This is a genomic window from Desulfocucumis palustris (genome assembly GCF_002933875.1).
In the GTDB taxonomy this organism is placed as follows: domain Bacteria; phylum Bacillota; class Desulfotomaculia; order Desulfotomaculales; family Desulfocucumaceae; genus Desulfocucumis; species Desulfocucumis palustris.
The window spans coordinates 17710-34144 of record NZ_BFAV01000153.1; the positions used below are offsets into that span (position 1 = coordinate 17710).

Genomic DNA, 16435 nt, shown 5'->3' on the forward strand with positions numbered 1-16435 from the left:
TTAAATCATAACGCCGTAAAATATAAAAGGCGGCGGAAGCAGCCTGAAATCTGCTGCCTTTTATATTCCTTTTCAACGTGGTACACAATCCGCTAATCATCGATTACTTTTCCAATCGGTAAATCCAAACCTTCGGCCATTAGCCTCTCCACAATTATGTCCTCTGTGGCCACTCCCTTGAATTTCAATTGGCTGTCCAATACTATCACCAGGTGAAACCTCCGGGGCACAAAAAGCCTGGTTATGTCCCCCAGGGAAACGTGCTCCAGAGCCACCAGCGTTTCGGCGGGCAATATTCCGTCTTCGTTTAATTCGTCTTTCTTTCTGATAACATGCTTCATGAACAAATAAGGAGCGGCCAGTTTTTCCCTGGTGGCGGCATAATAAAGAAACATTCCCGTTATCATCACGTCCAGGCCGGTGAACCCGAGCAACAGCCCGGCCAGCCCCACCGCCACAATCAACACCGCCCAGGCCTGTCCAAAAGAGGCGGCCCTGTAAGTCGCCTTCTTTAAGCCCATGCTGCCCGCCAGAAAAGCCCGGTAGACCCTTCCCCCGTCCAGAGGCAAGGCCGGGAGAATGTTGAAAGCCGCTATGAGTATGTTGCTCTGCAGGAAGAAAGGCCCGATGTTGTCATCCCATATGCCGTAATTTTTACAGGCAATGGCTGCCAGCACCATTAGCATATTGCTAAAAGGACCCGCGGCGGCAATATATAATTCCTTCAGCGGGTCCAGCGCCGGCTCGCTGCCCATCCTGGTAACGCCGCCGAAGGGAAGCAGTTCCACCTCGGTTACCTGCACGCCCATTCTTTTGGCAGCCGCGGAATGGGCAAATTCATGTATGAGCACCACCAGGAAGGCCACAAGTCCCCTGTCCAGCACTCCGGCCACAAAAAAAAGTGCTATTAACGCCAGAAAAAAAGGGTTGACGTATATACCAACCCCGAAAATTTTGCCTAATTTCATCTGCTCCGGCCTCCTATTGGACCGGAGGAGCTTCCAGCCTGCTTAAGGGATCCACCAGGGTGTTTTTTTCCCTCAATTCAAAGTGAAAGCCCTTTCCCTGAGCATCCCCGTCACCGGAAACTTCACCGATTATATCTCCCGCCGCCACAGCCTGCCCCTGTATAACCTTTATGTTCGCCAGGCCGGCGTAAAGGGTATAGGTTCCCTCGCCATGATCCAGCAGAATAAAACGCCTCAGCGCTTGATCATCACCAATCTTGGCGACTTCCCCCTGCAGCACCGCCTTCACCGGGCTGCCCGGCGGGGCGGCTATGTCAATTCCCGGATGAAATCTTTCCATGTTGTCAAGGCTGTCCTTGCTCCAGCCGTATGCCCTCACCAGCCTGCCGGACACCGGCAGGGGCAGCCCGGCGTCCCCGCCGGCTTTACCCATGGTTTCCTTGTAAGCCATTTCCCTGGGAATGACACTTTCAAAACGATTCTCTTCACCTGCCAGCTGCAGGCCCAGCTGCACCACCTTTTCCACCACCGGCTGGAAGTTCCAGTCGGTGGTGAGGACATATTTCAGTCCCGCCCGGACATCCTCTCCAAAGGGGCTCGGCCAATGCCTCACCACCACCAGCACAGCCAGTATGCACACCGCCACCATTATTTTGCTGTACGGGCTTCTTTTTTTAGCCGGAAAACCCTGCTCCCAGGGGTCGGACCATTTACGGCCGGCGGGGCGGCCGTAATTGTTCCAGTCAAAATTGTAACCCCTGGTTTTCGCTGAGTCCAAATCATATTTGTATGTTTTTTTCCTTTTCCACGGCTTGTCCCAAAACAAAATCATCCCTCCTGTTCCCATACAGTGTCGTTACAATATATGGGAAGAGAGGGATAATTATGACAGACAATTAAAATATCAATTTTTGCCTTCTTACATATATATTCATTAATATTCCAATGGAAATAAGGTTGGCCAGCATATTGCTGCCCCCGTAGCTAAAAAGGGGCAACGGTATACCGGTGACCGGCATGACGCCCGCGGTCATCCCAATATTAACCATAATATGGAAGGCAAATTTGGACACAACTCCCACGGCCAAAAGACTTCCGTAGGTGTCCCTGGCCATCATCGCTATCTGGACGCCCCTGTACAGCAGAACAAAATACAGGGCCAGCAAGGTCACCGCGCCTATAAATCCGAATTCCTCACCCACCACTGAGTATATGAAGTCGGTATGGCGAATGGGCAGGAAGGTATAATGACTCTGGGTGCCTCCCAGCAGGCCTTTACCGGACAGTCCCCCGGAGCCCAGGGCAATCCTGGACTGCCAGACGTGGTAGCCCGCCCCCAGCAGATCGCTTTCCGGGTCCATAAATATGGTCAGGCGGGTCATCTGGTACTCCTTAAGGGTATATTTATGGAATTTTTCATGTCGCTGGTGGGCTTTCTCGTGCTCTTTCACCAAAATATCGTAATATGTCTGGAGATCCTTTTTACTGCCGGTAAGATGATTTTTTTTCAGGTCGTTCTGCACTCCCTGGTCACTATCCACGTACAAACTGTTCCCGCCAATGGCCTTTTTAACTTCCACCAGGCGTTCTTCCAGAACCATGTCCGCGCTGTGATAATAGGCGTGGACGTTATACAGGGTAACTCCGGCCAGCAGTCCTATGCCGATAATGCCGACCAGCAACGCGGGGCGCGCCCCCGCCGCGAATAGCATGCCGAAGGTAATGGCTATAAATACCAGCGAGGTTCCTAAATCCGGCTGCGCCAGTATCAACAGCATCGGTATGCCCACAAAGATAAAACAGGGGATCAGGTCCCGGAAACGGTTCAGGCGCCCCTCCCTTTTAACCAGAAAATCGGCAAAGGTGATAATTATAATTATTTTAGCAAACTCCGAGGGCTGGAACTGAAAAGGTCCTATGGGTATCCAGCGCTGGGCTCCCAGGGCGGTTTCTCCCATGAACCGCACCGCCAGCAGCATTACCAGGTTTAATATATACAGTGATCTGGTGTATTTGCCCAGGTCCTCGTAATCAATGTAAAGCACGGCCACCATGGCTACGATCCCGATCAGCACCCAGACAAACTGTCTTATGACGTATTCGTAGTCCAGTTTTAATAATTTAACAAAAAAATTCAGATCCTTAAGCTTCGTAAAGGAAGCGTCGGTGAATTCCAGGGTGGCGCTGCCGATTACAATCAGGCTGAAAATAATAATCAATAATGTTGTTATGGCCAGTGTATAGTCAATATTTTTAATAATACGTTTTATCATGCCGCTATCACCTGTCTAAAACCTTTTTTGTCCCAAAAACCATATAATATACATTATATAATTCTTTTGAGGCTATTTCGAGGGGAGACTTATCCCACAGGAAGCAAAAAACTCCTCCGGAATAAAAATAAGCTCCCGGGGGAGCCGTAAAAATTAACATTTACAGTTCAAAGGGTTATGCTCCGGTGGGAGCCATGCTGCCGGACCGTTTCATGCCCTTGACCGGTATGTTGGCCACCAGGGCTATTTGATTTTCGTTGCTGTCCAGGCTTACCTCCAGGGCGGCCTCGTCTATCTCCATGTAATTGGTAATGACTTTAATTAAATCCGACTTCAGCGCTTCCATGATCTGAGGCGATATATCCGTCCGGTCATGCACCAGTACCAGGCGCAGCCTCTCCCTGGCCACGTTTTTACTGGGAGAGCTGTCTTTGCCGAATATACGTGATATAAATTCCAGCATCTTGTTCCCCCCCCTTTGCTTATTTCAAGCCCATAAATTTGCGCAGCCTGGTTAAAAACCCGCCTTCCTGAAGATCCATCAGGGGTACCTGCTCGCCCTTTATCCTTCGCACTATATTGCGGTAGGCCTGGCCGGAGCGGGACTTATCGTCCTGTACCACGGTCTCCCCACGGTTCGTGGTTATAACCACCATTTCATCCTCGGGTACCACGCCCAGAAGCTCAATGGCCAGTATATCGATGATGTCGTCTATGCTCATCATGTCCCCGGCTTTTACCATGTTGTAACGTAGACGATTTACAATCAGTTTTGGTTCCCTCAACTCGTTTGCTTCCAGCAGTCCTATAATCCTGTCGGCGTCCCGTACCGCCGACACTTCCGGGGTCGTTACCACCACGGCCCTGTCAGCCCCGGCTATGGCATTTTTAAATCCCTGCTCGATGCCCGCGGGACAGTCGATGATTACATACTCAAACTCCTGCCTTAATTCGTCGCACAGCTCCCTCATCTGCTCAGGGCTGACCGCGGTTTTATCCTTGGTCTGGGCAGCCGGAAGCAGGTAGAGGCCGTCATAACGTTTGTCCTTGATAAGAGCCTTTTTATAGGGAATCTGCCCGTCTGTGACATTGGTGATATCATAAACAATCCTGTTTTCCAGCCCCATAACCACGTCAAGATTGCGCAGCCCTATGTCGGCGTCCACCAGCACCACCTTGTGCCCGGCGGCAGCCAAGCCCGTTCCTAAATTGGCGGTGGTTGTGGTTTTACCCACGCCGCCCTTTCCTGAAGTAACAACGATTACCTCGCTCATTACTTTTGTCCTCCCTTTTGTTGCTGTAACGCTTAAATCTACCTGTGCTGCCGGTCGGCACTGGCATGAAACGGTTCAATGGTAACCACACCGTTTTTTATGCTGGCGATTTCCGGATGGCCTGTTTCGGGGGAATCGCCGTCCGGCGGCCTGGTAATATGATTGGCGATTCTCAATTGCGTGGGCGCCAAACGAAAAGACATGACAATAGCCTTTTCGTTGCCCGAGGCCCCGGCATGCACCACACCCCTGAGCTGCCCCATGATAATAACGTTGCCCGAGGCCACTATTTCCGCCCCCGGGTTGACATCTCCCATAACAACCACATTTCCGTCATAATGCAGCCTCTGGCCGGAGCGCAGGGTCCGTTTTATCAATATGGTGTTTTCGTCGCCAATGGTATCCTCCCCGCCATTTGCCTGACGATCGGGGTTTTTAATCAAGCTGTCCAAGGAACGCTCTCCCTCCCATGCAACTAAGGTTTAACTTTTCTACAGGCCAATAACCAAATCCTGCTAATAGAAAAAAGAAAAAAATAGAAAAAGCTGGAATGCGCATCCAGCTTTTTCTTTTCACAAAATGATATTTTAAAAGCTCCATTATATACTTTCTCAACCTTCTACTGCCGGTCTGTCTGCCCGTCCCCGGAAGGCTCGTTATTCCCTTCCGGCGGGCTGCCGCCACTGTTTGTTCCGGTCCCTGCGTTGTTGCCGCCATTGTCCGGGGGCAGTATCCCTCCCCCGGTACCGGCCGGTGGGGGAACCCCGCCTTCCTGACCGCTTCCGCCTGTCGTGGCGGGCGTCTCCGTCCCTGTCCCGGTTCCGCCATCCGGAGGCGCATTGCCTTGCCCGGCACCGCCTTGAGGCACACTGGCATTCCCGCCGCCGCCTGACTGGTTTTGTCTGGCCGGAACAGAACCCTGACCTGAAACAGTACCCGGCTGACCGACCCGGCCGGCAGTCCCGCCGGCACTCCCGCCGGCGGCAGCGCCGCTATCTCCTGTTTCCGGGGTTTCGCCGCCATTTTGCTCTTGACCGTAGGCATCAGGCTTCGGAAGTTTTTTTAGATTAAAGTAGGCATCCAATATCTGCCTGGCCACAGGGCCGGCTATACCGGAGCCCTTGCCGCCGTATTCTATAATAACCGACACCGCTATTTCCGGATTTTCGTAGGGAGCAAAAGCCACAAACAACGCGTGGTTGTTTCCGTTCCCCACCTCCGCCGTCCCTGTTTTGGCGGCGGCGCTGTATTTTGCCCCGGTAAAAATGCTGGATGCCGTTCCGTCGGTGATGGCCACTTCATGCATTCCTTCCCGGAGTATTTCCAGGGTTTTGGCTGAAACATTCACCCTGCGGGTCTCCCTGGGCTTGTTCTCCATCAGCACTCTGCCATCGGGAGATAACGCCTTATCCACCACATAGGGCTGATATAAAATACCGCCATTGGCTATGGATGCCACGTAATTCGCCAGCTGAATGGCGGTGAATTTATTCTCCTGCTGCCCTATGGCCATATCCATGCTGTCATATTCGTGCCACTGGGACTCCCATTCCCTTACCCTGGGGTCGGAATAGGTGCTCCAATGTTCTTTCTTAACCTCCGGGGTGGCCACATATCCTTTTTCCTCCCCGGGCAGGTCGATCCCCGTAAGCTGGCCCAGCCCGTATTCGCCGGCATAGTGGGACATCGCTTCCGGACCGGTCTTGGCTCCGAACATGTAGAAAAAGGTGTCGCAGGAATATTTCAGGGCTTTTATCATAGTCACCTTGCCGTGGCCGCCGGGCTTCCAGTCATTTTTATATTTATAATAACCCGGATCGTTGATAACCGTGGACAGGTTGACAATATTCTTCTCCAAAAAAGCTGACGCCGACGCCATTTTGAAGGTGGAACCGGGGGTATATATGGACTGAATGGCGTGGTTTCTTAAAGCTCCGCTACTAATCAAATCGTTGTATTTTGTACCTGTCAGGGTCCCTGAAAAAATATTTAAATCATAGGACGGAATTGAGGCCATGGCTAAAACTTTACCCGTCCGCACATCCATAACCACCGCGGCGCCGCTGGGCACCTTTCCCTTGGGGGGCTTTGCGTAACCGAGCTGCTTTGCCCTGGCCAGGCCTGAAACCACGGCGTCCTGGGCAGCCCTTTGCAGGCGGTAATCCACGGTGAGTACCAGATTGTTCCCCGGTACGGGCTCCTTAATGCCAAGATCCCTTACCGGCCTTGCCTGGGCGTCAACTTCCACCAACCGGGCTCCCTTCTTGCCCCGGAGATAATCTTCGTAGGTTTTTTCGATGCCCACCTTGCCGATCATGTCGCCCATGGCATAATGGGGGCTTTCCGCGGTGTACTCCTGGGACTGCTCTTCCAGGCTAAACTTTTCCAGTTCCTCCGCGGTTATTTCCCTGACGTAGCCCAGCACTTCACCCATCAGGTCCTTGTAGGGGTAATACCTGACCGGCTCCACGTCAATACTGACGCCGGGCAGTTCCAGCCGCAGCTCCTCGATGCGGTTAACCGTCCCCTGAGACACGCCGGTGGCCAGCTTTACCGGCTCATAAAGCCTCTGGTGCTCCTTTAATTTGCCCCTTATGTCTTCCCTTATTTGTTCCACGGCCATGCCTTTGTACGATTCCTCCTGGGCCAGCAGGGACGCCAGGCGGGAAATCACATCTTCGTTGTCTTTTATACCGAGGTATATAAGAGACACGGTATAAACGGGCTTATTGGACACTATGCGAATCCCGTTACTGTCCAGTATCTCACCCCTGGGCGCCTCCATAGGTATCAGCCGCTGGTGATTCTGGGTGGCCAGGGTGCGGTACCTGTCGGCTTCCCAAACCTGCATATAGCCGAGGCGAAACACCAGAAGAATAAAGAAGAATCCCAACAGATACACAAATATTTTTAATTTCTTCTCCAAATATTTTCGTTCCACTGCCGCACCCTTCCATAAATCAGGGACATTCCTTCCCCAGATCGTTTATAAGTAAGGAATCTAAGGCAATACGGGAAGGTTTGTCACCTTGCCATAATTGGGGACATTCCTTCCCGGAAAACGTTAATAAGTAAAAAATTTAAGGAATACGGGATGGTGTGTACCTTTCCTTGTTACACGTCCCGCCCGCTTAGCCAGCCATTCTGGTTTGAATGCTGGAATTTTTTATATAATAACGGCACCAGCAGGGCGGTGTAAATAGCGGTCGGTATCATCACCCTTATTAAAGCCACCAGGGGAGATATCAGCACCCCGGTATAACTCATCAACAAATATTTTAAAAACTGCTCCACCAGGGATGCGGCCAGCATTAAAAACATCATTATCAGGGAACTGTCTTTATACAGCTTGGACTGTGTCATACCCACAAGGTAGCCCACGGCCATGTAGGTCAGGGCGTTTAAGCCGATATAGCTGCCGGTGATGATATCCTGAAGCAAACCCACGCAGAATCCTGCAAAGGCGCCTTCCCTGTGGCCCCTTAAAAAAGCGTTGAAAACAATTATCAGCAGCACCAGGTCCGGCTTTATGCCCCATATTTGAAAGGAATTGAAGGTTGACGACTGCAGCAGCAAGGCCACAAAGGAAAATATAAGCAGCACCATCAGGCGCAAGGTTCATGCCTCCTCCATACTCTTAGCCCCGGGTTGCGTTCACATCGCCCCCGTTTTCCACCGGAGGGGCCGGAGTTTCGGGAGATGTTCCCGCCGGGGGCTGTGCGGGAGTGGAGCGGGTCCGCCCCGCCGGCTGTCCGGCGGTGGCTCTTTATGTCGCAGGCTGCCCGCCGCCGTTTTTTTCAGCGGAAGTTTCCTTAACGGGAGCCTTTCCGTCGGACGCGGATTCCCCCGCCCGTACGGTTCCCGGTGAGCCTCCGCTTTTTTCCGCCTGCCCCCAGGGCGGGGGAATATCCGCCAGGCTTACTTTGGAGCCAGGCGCTCCCGAGGATGTTATCACCATAACCTCCTCAAGCCTGTCAAAATCAACAAATGGAACCAGGGTGGCGCTTTTAAACAGTCCTGAGGATTCACGGCCCACCGTGGAAACGGTGCCCACCGGTATGCCTTTCAGGTAAAGGCTGCCCATTCCGGCGGTAATCACCACCTGGTTCTTTTTAACCAGCGCCCCGGTTGGTATGTGCACCATGCGAATTTGCCCGGTGGCGGGGGATACCCCCTCTACCAGCCCGGGTGTGCGGTTTTCCTGGATCAGGGCGCCAACCCCGCTTCGCGGGTCGGTTATCAGCAGCACTTCCGCCGTATCGGCGCTTACCGAGCTGATCCTTCCCACCAGGCCTTCCGGTGAGAGGACGGTCATATTTTTTTGTATTCCCTGGTCTGAGCCTTTATTTATTCTGAGCATGCCGAACCAGTTTCCCGGGTCCCGGCTGATTACGGCGGCGTTGGTAAGCTCAAATCCCATGGCCTGGGCTGTGTTGGAATGGAAGTCCAGCAGTTTTTGCAGGCGCTGGTTTTCAAGGCGGTATTCCTCCAGCTGCCTGAGCTGTCCCTCGGCTTTTTTAAGATTCTCGGACAGCTCATGATTGCGCCTGGTCATCCCCACCACGTCAAAAGGAAAGGACACCAGCCCTTTTAAGCGGTGCCCAACCTGTGTGGCCAGACCCTGAACCGGTGACAGCGCGTCCCTGAGTGCCGCCTCCACCGGGGATACCGACAGCCTTCCATAGGCGGTATACTTAACCAGAGCCAGTGTCAGCAATACCAGCACAGCCAACAGGAATATTCTTTTATAAGCTATCCTGCGGGGCAATATATCCACCTCCGGATACCGGGAAAAGCAAGATATAAACAATAACAGGCTGTTACAAATATATTGTATTACTCCGGGAAATGGAATGCACCAGTAAATAATTGGGGACATTCCTTAGTATTTTCAAGTAAGGGCTTTATCATAATAACTGATTACCAAAGGCTTAAACGCCCTGCCTTATACCCCATTTACCGGTCAAGCCGCCATATCGCGCTCAGGCCAGCTTTTTAGGTTGTATCAGCACCTTGCGCAGGATCTCAATATTCTCAAGAACCCTTCCGGTACCATAGGCCACAGCCAGCAACGGGTCGTCGGATAGATGCACGGGCATGCCTGTTTGCTCGCTTACCAGGCGGTCCAGCCCCTTTAGCAGAGACCCGCCCCCCGCCATAACGATTCCCCGGTCCATAATGTCGGCTGCAAGCTCCGGGGGTGTCTGCTCCAGGGTGGCCTTGATGGCCTCCAGAATGGCGGAAACCGGTTCGGAAAGGGCTTTATGGATTTCCTCGGAGGTGATGTTTACGGTTTTGGGAAGGCCGGTAATCAAATCCCGCCCCCTGATATCATACACCGTGGTAGTACTCTGGGGGTAAGCGGTTCCAATTTCAATTTTAATTTCTTCGGAAGTCCTCTCACCAATCATTAGATTATACGCTTTTTTAACATGCTGTATAATGGCGTCATCCATCTCATCCCCCGCTATGCGGATGGAGCGGCTGGTTACTATGCCGCCCAGGGATATTACCGCCACCTCGGTGGTGCCTCCGCCTATGTCCACCACCATATTGCCGGTTGGTTCGTGGACCGGCAGCCCGGCCCCTATGGCCGCGGCCATGGGCTCCTCAATAAGATAGGCCTCCCTGGCGCCTGCCTGGATGGCAGCCTCCCTGACAGCCCTTTCCTCAACAGCGGTAACGCCGGAGGGAACCGACACCACCACCCTGGGGTGAACAAGGAATGTTCTTCCCCTGAGGGCCTTGCTGATAAAATATTTAATCATGCTCTGGGTAACGTCAAAATCCGCAATTACCCCGTCCTTCATTGGCCTGATGGCCACAATGTTGCCCGGGGTTCTGCCGATCATTTGCTTTGCTTCCTCACCCACCGCCAGAACCTGGCCGGAATCCTTTTGAATGGCCACCACGGACGGCTCACGCAGTACGATTCCCTTGCCTTTCACGTATACCAGAGAATTGGCGGTGCCCAAATCTATTCCCATGTCCTTGGAGAACAGCCCTATGCGCATCTCCCGACCCCTTTCTTTATAACATGCCCTTGGCTTTAAAACTGGTAAATTTATTATCTCCTATAACTATGTGATCTAATATTTCAATCCCTACAATTTCCCCGGCCTCATGAAGACGCCTGGTTACTTCTATGTCTTCCCTGCTGGGTGTGGGGTCGCCGCTGGGATGGTTGTGGACCAGTATAATTGCCGCCGCGCTGCGCCGGATGGCATTTTTAAAAAGTTCCCGGGGATGTACCGAGGAAGAGTTCAATGTGCCTATGGACACAGTTTCCCTGGCCACCACCTGGTTTTTGGTATTCAGCAGCAGTGCCCCGAAGTGTTCCCTGTCCAGGTGGCGCATTTCCTCCATAACCAGAAAAGCCGCGTCCTCCGGGCTCTTTATATATGGCCGGTCTCCCATCCGGGCGGCGGCCAGCCTGCGGCCCAATTCCAGGGCGGCCTTAATCTGGGCGGCCTTGGCCGGCCCCACGCCCTTAATAGCCGATAGCTCTTCCGGGGCGGCCTGAACCAGGGAGCCAATTCCTCCGAAGCGGCTTATGATATGCGCTGCCAGATCCAGCGCGCTGGCTTCGGCTGTGCCGGTGCGCAGCAAAATGGCCAACAGTTCCCCGTCGGTCAGCAACTCCGCCCCGGCCCTGAATAATTTCTCCCTTGGCCTCTGGCCCTCCGGCAAATCTTTAATGGCGGTATGGTACAGCATTTCAGTTCATGTCGCTCCCTAAAACATTGACACCAAAATCTTTCAGCACCGAGGCCAGCAGGAAAAGCGGCAGCCCCACCACATTGGAATAACAGCCCTCAATGCCGGAAACAAACACAGCTCCCCGGCCCTGAATGGCGTATGCGCCAGCCTTGTCCATCGGCTCACCGGTATTAACGTACAATTTAAGCTCGTCGTCACCGGCCGGCCTGAAAAAAACCCTGGTTCGCTCATGAGTGCAAACCATTCTGCCGTCTGAAGCGTCAATCACGGCCAGCCCGGAATAAACAGAATGTTCATTTCCCTGCAAACAGCGCAGCATGTCCAGGGCGTCAGCATCACTAACAGGCTTTCCCATAATTTTCCCCTGCCACACCACCACTGTGTCGGAACCAATCACCAGCCCCCGGTCAATCTCCCGGGACACCGCCAGGGCTTTCCTGGCCGAAAGTGATTTCACCACTTCCTCCGGGGACAGTTTTTCATCCACGGTTTCATCCACCGGGCGGGACACCACTGAAAAACGCAGACCCATCTGCTCCATCAGTTCCCTGCGCCGGGGCGAGGAGGAAGCCAGATATATCGGCAGCAAAAGCATCCCATCTCCCACTGTTATATTCTTCTGTATACCCAGTAACCCGCTATTAAACCCAGGGCTGTAAGGGGACCCAGGGATATATTGAAGCCGAAAGTTATTTTCAGAAAATGCAGATCCAGGGTAGTGGGGGAAAGCCCGAAGCTTTTTGCGGCTTTAACCAGGGGCAAAACAGAATCCAGGGCTTCCGCCGCGGCGCCGCCGGCCAATGCCCCGGCTATCAGCAACAGCAACAACACCCAGGGGCTTTTGGGGCTTTTAAAAGATCTTACCATTATTTCACCCCGCGGGTCTAAAAATTATCTTTCCCTCGCCAGGAAAAACCAATACCCGCATTATGTCCAGTTTAACATTCCGTCTCCGGTTATGACAAGCTTTTACATCGTTTAGACGGATGCCCCAAACCTTATAAAAGCCCGGAAAACTGTCTTAAAGTCTTGCCGGGCCTAAATTTTCTGGATTATAGTCATTTTAAAAGCAAAGCCTTTATTTTATTTTACAAATCTTTCCCTGGCTTCCGCCACCATATACAGGGAGCCGGTAACGCAAACCACGTCATCCGGCCCGGCCAAATCCATGGCGGCATCCACCGCGCCGGTAATATCCTCTATGGTGAGCACCCGGTCCACAAAGCGGGCGGCCTCCCCGGCCATGCTCTGCCAGTTGCCCGCCCGGGGGCTGTTGGGTCTGGTTATCACCACCGCCCTGGCTCTGGGGGCCAGTTCCTCCACCACCCTGGTTCGTTCCTTGTCTCCCAGCATGCCCAGAACCATTATTATACCCCTGCCGGGGAAATAGTCATCCAGCGCCCTGCCCAGGGCAATGGCCCCGTCCAGATTGTGGGCGCCGTCGATAAGTACAAAGGGATTGCGGGCGACCACTTCCATTCTGGCCGGCCACCGGGTACCGGCAATACCCTTTGCCACGGCATCCCGGTCAACAGCCGCGCCTGTTTCCCTCAGCGCCTCGATTACCGCCACCGCAGTGGCGGCGTTGATCTGCTGGTGCCTTCCCATTAGCGGAACAATTATATCGGAATACTTCCCAAGTCTCCCGGATACTTCTATTATTTGACCTTTTGGGCCAATCTCCAGTTCCCGCCAGGTAACGTCCCTGCCCACCAAAACCAGGGGGGAATTATTTTCACGGCTCACAGCTTGTATGACTTCCAGGGCCTCACCACCGGCGGCGGTAACCAGGGGCACTCCCCTTTTAATGATGCCGGCTTTTACAGCGGCAATCTCTTTTACGGTATTGCCCAGGTAGTCCATGTGGTCCATGGCCACGTTGGTTATAACCGACACCAGGGGAACCGCCACATTGGTGGAATCAATGGCGCCGCCCAGGCCCACCTCCAGGACCAGATAATCCACATTCATCCTTTTAAAATACACAAAGGCCAGGGCGGTGCCCACCTCGAACTCGGTGGGATGCTCGTAACCCTCCCGCACCATGGCCTCCAGGTGGGGACGAAGCTCTGTTATCAGCGCGGCCATATCCTTTTCAGCAATTTCCTCTCCGTTGATTTTGTATCTCTCGGTGTAGGAATGCAGGTGGGGCGAGGTAAACGCCCCCGCCCTAAAGCCCGCCTGCCGCAGTATGGAACTGACCATGGCGGTGGTGGAGCCTTTGCCGTTGGTGCCGCCAATGTGTATAATCCTTAAATCCAGGTGGGGATTGCCGAGCCTGCGAAGCAGCTCGGTAATTCTCCCCAGTCCGAAATTGAAGCCGAATTTGGTGAGATTCTGCATGTATTCTATAGCCTCCGGGAAATTCAAAAAACTCACCTCCCCAGCATTTTCAGGCGGTCTTCGATAGCCTTTTTCTTTCCGGACAGTTCCGCTTCCTTGGCTCTTTCCTTTTCCACCACATCCTCCGGGGCCTTGGACAAAAAGCCCTCATTGGAAAGCTTGCCCCGTATTTTGGCCAAATCCCTGTCCAGAACCGAAACTTCCTTGGCCAGCCGGGCCGACTCCCTGTCAATATCAATGAGTCCCTTTAACGGCACATAAATCTCGGCTGCCCTGGTCACGGCGTGGGCAGCCTGCTCCGGCGCCTCAGCCAGGGAGGGAACTATGGTTACCCTGCCGGCAGTCAGGGTTTCCACGTAGCCAACCCATTTTTCCACCAGGGACCTGGTTCCGTTATCTATAACCAGCAGCACTATATCCGCCTTTTTGCCCGGGGGAACGTTCATTTCGCTGCGAATATGCCTCACCGCCCGGATTATCTCCATTAAGACATCCATCTGCTCTTCCGCCGGGATGTCCCGGTACTCCTCCACCGGCACCGGCCAGGGGGCCTTCATGACGGTCTGGCCCCGGTGGGGCAGGCGCTGCCAGATATCCTCGGTGATAAAGGGCATGAAAGGATGCAGCAACTCCAGGGTTCCCCGCAGGGTATCGGCCAGTATATACTGGGCGGTATACCGGTCATCCCGGTCCCTGCCGTACAGCCTTGGTTTAGCCAGCTCTATATACCAGTCGCAGAATTCGTTCCAGGTGAATTCGTAAAGAATCCGGGCGGCCTCACCCAGCTCGTACCTGTCCAGGTTACGGGTGACTTCTTCCGCCACCTCCTGGAACCTGCTCCGGATCCATCTGTCCGCCAGGGTCAAAACCTCCCCCCGGGGCTCCGGGCCGGGGGTAAAGTCGCTAAGATTCATAATGGTGAAGCGGGAGGCATTCCATATTTTATTGGCAAAATTCCGCGCTCCGTCCAGCCTCTCGAAATGGAAGCGCAAATCGTTGCCCGGGGTGTTCCCGGTTACCAGCATAAACCTGAGACTGTCCGCCCCGTGGCTTTCGATAACATCAATGGGGTCCACCCCGTTGCCCAGGGACTTGCTCATCTTTCGCCCCAGGGCGTCCAGCACCAGGCCGTGAATGAACACTTCCCTGAAGGGCACCTGGTCCATAAAGGCCAGCCCGCTGAATATCATCCGGGCCACCCAGAAGAATATTATGTCCCTCCCGGTAACCAGCACCGAAGTGGGGTAGTAGTGAGCCAGTTCCACCGTCTTGTCGGGCCATCCCAGGGTGGAAAAAGGCCACAGGCCGGATGAAAACCATGTGTCCAGCACATCCGGGTCCTGTTCCAGGCCGGTTCCGCCGCACTTTACGCATTTATCCGGCGGGGTCTTGGTTACAATAACCTCTCCGCAGTCGGCGCAGTACCATACCGGGATCCTGTGTCCCCACCAGAGCTGCCTGGAGATGCACCAGTCCCTGATGTTTTCCATCCAGTTAAGATATATTTTGGTAAAACGTTCGGGCACGAAACGCACTTGTCCGTCCTTCGCCGCCTGTATGGCCGGCTCGGCCAGAGGTTTCATACGCACGAACCACTGCTTGGAAAGCATGGGCTCTATAACCGTGGAGCAGCGGTAGCAATGGCCCACCGCGTGGTTATGATCGTCCACTTTAATAAGGTAGCCCCTGGCGTCCAGTTCTTTCACCAGCTGGCGCCGGCATTCCCAGCGGTCCAGGCCCCTGTACCTGCCGGCTTCCTCCGTCATCACCGCATCCCTGTTGATAACCTGAAGCTGGGGCAGGCTGTGGCGCTGCCCAACCTCGAAATCGTTGGGGTCGTGGGCCGGAGTTATTTTAACGGCGCCGGTGCCGAATTCCGGGTCTACATATTCATCCGCTATCACGGGTATTTCCCTGTCAGCCACGGGCAGAATCAGGGTTTTGCCCACCAGGTGGGCATAGCGCCGGTCATCCGGGTGTACCGCCACGGCAACATCCCCCAGCATGGTTTCCGGCCTGGTGGTGGCTATGGCTAAAAATTCATCGCTGTCCTTCACCGGATATTTTATGAAATAAAAATGCCCGGGTTTATCCAGGTGTTCAACCTCGATGTCCGAAATGGTGGTATGACACTTGGGACACCAGTTGGTGATGTAATAATCACGGTATATAAGCCCCTTTTCATAAAGGCGGACAAAGACCTCCAGCACCGCCTGGGAGCAGCCCCGGTCCATTGTGAACCTTTCCCTGTCCCAATCACAGGATGAACCGAGCTTCCTAAGCTGGTGGGTAATCCTGCCGCCGTACTGCTCCTTCCACTGCCAGACCCGCTCCAGGAATTTATCCCGGCCCAGCTCATATTTGGACCGGCCCTCTTTGGCCAGTTGCTCTTCCACCTTTGCCTGGGTGGCGATACCCGCGTGGTCGGTGCCGGGCAGCCAGAGGGCGTTATACCCCTGCATCCTGCGCCAGCGGGTGAGTATATCCTGCAGGGTGTTGTCCAGGGCATGTCCCATGTGCAGCTGACCTGTAACATTGGGAGGCGGCATTACTATGCAGAAAGGCTCCTTTTCCGGGTCCACCCGGGCATGGAAAAATTTATTTTCCTCCCAGTAGCCGTACCACTTTTCTTCCACCGCCCCGGGGTCGTAGGCGGGGGGCATATCCGTTTTGGGATTTGAACCGGCAGTCATCTGATCATCCTCCTCGCAAGCCATGAAAAATAAAAAACTCCTTCCGTATAAAAGGACGGAAGGAGTTGATCTCTCCGCGGTACCACCTTAATTCCACAAAATACTGCACGTAGAGCCATAATGCAGGTTGCGGCGCTTTGCAGGCTGTAACGGGCTCTTCCCGG

Annotated in this window: 15 protein-coding genes; all 15 read right to left on the reverse strand. The window is 53.7% G+C overall.

What is annotated here, in order from left to right:
* Positions 1-92 precede the first annotated feature (92 nt).
* Positions 93-968, reverse strand: coding sequence for a M50 family metallopeptidase (locus DCCM_RS14165; protein WP_104373043.1), 876 nt, complete (start codon positions 966-968; stop codon positions 93-95).
* Between the two features lie 13 nt (positions 969-981).
* Positions 982-1794, reverse strand: a complete 813-nt coding sequence (locus tag DCCM_RS14170) for a murein hydrolase activator EnvC family protein (protein WP_165792174.1) — start codon at positions 1792-1794, stop codon at positions 982-984.
* A gap of 70 nt (positions 1795-1864) precedes the next feature.
* Entirely contained in the window at positions 1865-3241 is a 1377-nt protein-coding gene (gene rodA, locus DCCM_RS14175; RefSeq protein ID WP_104373045.1) for a rod shape-determining protein RodA, read from the reverse strand.
* 175 nt (positions 3242-3416) lie between these two features.
* The gene (gene minE, locus DCCM_RS14180; protein ID WP_104373046.1) at positions 3417-3704 is read right to left on the reverse strand and encodes a cell division topological specificity factor MinE; all 288 of its coding nucleotides are present in this window, start codon (positions 3702-3704) and stop codon (positions 3417-3419) included.
* A gap of 19 nt (positions 3705-3723) precedes the next feature.
* Positions 3724-4515, reverse strand: coding sequence for a septum site-determining protein MinD (minD, locus tag DCCM_RS14185; protein WP_104373047.1), 792 nt, complete (start codon positions 4513-4515; stop codon positions 3724-3726).
* Positions 4516-4553: 38 nt separating this feature from the next.
* The gene (gene minC / locus DCCM_RS14190; protein WP_104373048.1) at positions 4554-4967 is read right to left on the reverse strand and encodes a septum site-determining protein MinC; all 414 of its coding nucleotides are present in this window, start codon (positions 4965-4967) and stop codon (positions 4554-4556) included.
* A gap of 167 nt (positions 4968-5134) precedes the next feature.
* The gene (mrdA, locus tag DCCM_RS14195; protein WP_104373049.1) at positions 5135-7456 is read right to left on the reverse strand and encodes a penicillin-binding protein 2; all 2322 of its coding nucleotides are present in this window, start codon (positions 7454-7456) and stop codon (positions 5135-5137) included.
* A 173-nt stretch (positions 7457-7629) separates the two neighbouring features.
* Positions 7630-8121: a rod shape-determining protein MreD gene (gene mreD / locus DCCM_RS14200; RefSeq protein WP_231702781.1), complete on the reverse strand. Its 492-nt coding sequence runs from the start codon at positions 8119-8121 to the stop codon at positions 7630-7632.
* A 160-nt stretch (positions 8122-8281) separates the two neighbouring features.
* Entirely contained in the window at positions 8282-9283 is a 1002-nt protein-coding gene (mreC, locus tag DCCM_RS14205; protein ID WP_165792175.1) for a rod shape-determining protein MreC, read from the reverse strand.
* A 214-nt stretch (positions 9284-9497) separates the two neighbouring features.
* On the reverse strand, positions 9498-10529 hold the full coding sequence (locus tag DCCM_RS14210) for a rod shape-determining protein (protein ID WP_104373052.1): 1032 nt from the start codon (positions 10527-10529) through the stop codon (positions 9498-9500).
* A 16-nt stretch (positions 10530-10545) separates the two neighbouring features.
* Entirely contained in the window at positions 10546-11232 is a 687-nt protein-coding gene (gene radC, locus DCCM_RS14215; RefSeq protein ID WP_174705167.1) for a RadC family protein, read from the reverse strand.
* A 1-nt stretch (position 11233) separates the two neighbouring features.
* On the reverse strand, positions 11234-11824 hold the full coding sequence (locus DCCM_RS14220; protein ID WP_207655610.1) for a Maf family protein: 591 nt from the start codon (positions 11822-11824) through the stop codon (positions 11234-11236).
* A gap of 20 nt (positions 11825-11844) precedes the next feature.
* Positions 11845-12102 (reverse strand): DUF4321 domain-containing protein, encoded by a 258-nt coding sequence (locus DCCM_RS14225; RefSeq protein WP_104373054.1) that lies wholly within the window; start codon positions 12100-12102, stop codon positions 11845-11847.
* 216 nt (positions 12103-12318) lie between these two features.
* Complete coding sequence (locus DCCM_RS14230) at positions 12319-13605, reverse strand: bifunctional folylpolyglutamate synthase/dihydrofolate synthase (protein WP_104373055.1); 1287 nt, start codon at positions 13603-13605, stop codon at positions 12319-12321.
* Positions 13606-13610: 5 nt separating this feature from the next.
* The gene (locus DCCM_RS14235) at positions 13611-16271 is read right to left on the reverse strand and encodes a valine--tRNA ligase (protein ID WP_104373056.1); all 2661 of its coding nucleotides are present in this window, start codon (positions 16269-16271) and stop codon (positions 13611-13613) included.
* Between the last annotated feature and the right edge of the window lie 164 nt (positions 16272-16435).

Excerpts from the sequence above, each read along its gene's own strand:
- minE (WP_104373046.1), bottom strand. The coding sequence starts at position 3,704 with ATGCTGGAATTTATATCACGTATATTCGGCAAAGACAGCTCTCCCAGT.
- DCCM_RS14210 (WP_104373052.1), bottom strand. The coding sequence starts at position 10,529 with ATGCGCATAGGGCTGTTCTCCAAGGACATGGGAATAGATTTGGGCACC.
- minD (WP_104373047.1), bottom strand. The coding sequence starts at position 4,515 with ATGAGCGAGGTAATCGTTGTTACTTCAGGAAAGGGCGGCGTGGGTAAA.
- DCCM_RS14225 (WP_104373054.1), bottom strand. The coding sequence starts at position 12,102 with ATGGTAAGATCTTTTAAAAGCCCCAAAAGCCCCTGGGTGTTGTTGCTG.
- DCCM_RS14235 (WP_104373056.1), bottom strand. The coding sequence starts at position 16,271 with ATGACTGCCGGTTCAAATCCCAAAACGGATATGCCCCCCGCCTACGAC.
- mreD (WP_231702781.1), bottom strand. The coding sequence starts at position 8,121 with ATGGTGCTGCTTATATTTTCCTTTGTGGCCTTGCTGCTGCAGTCGTCA.
- radC (WP_174705167.1), bottom strand. The coding sequence starts at position 11,232 with ATGCTGTACCATACCGCCATTAAAGATTTGCCGGAGGGCCAGAGGCCA.
- DCCM_RS14165 (WP_104373043.1), bottom strand. The coding sequence starts at position 968 with ATGAAATTAGGCAAAATTTTCGGGGTTGGTATATACGTCAACCCTTTT.
- rodA (WP_104373045.1), bottom strand. The coding sequence starts at position 3,241 with ATGATAAAACGTATTATTAAAAATATTGACTATACACTGGCCATAACA.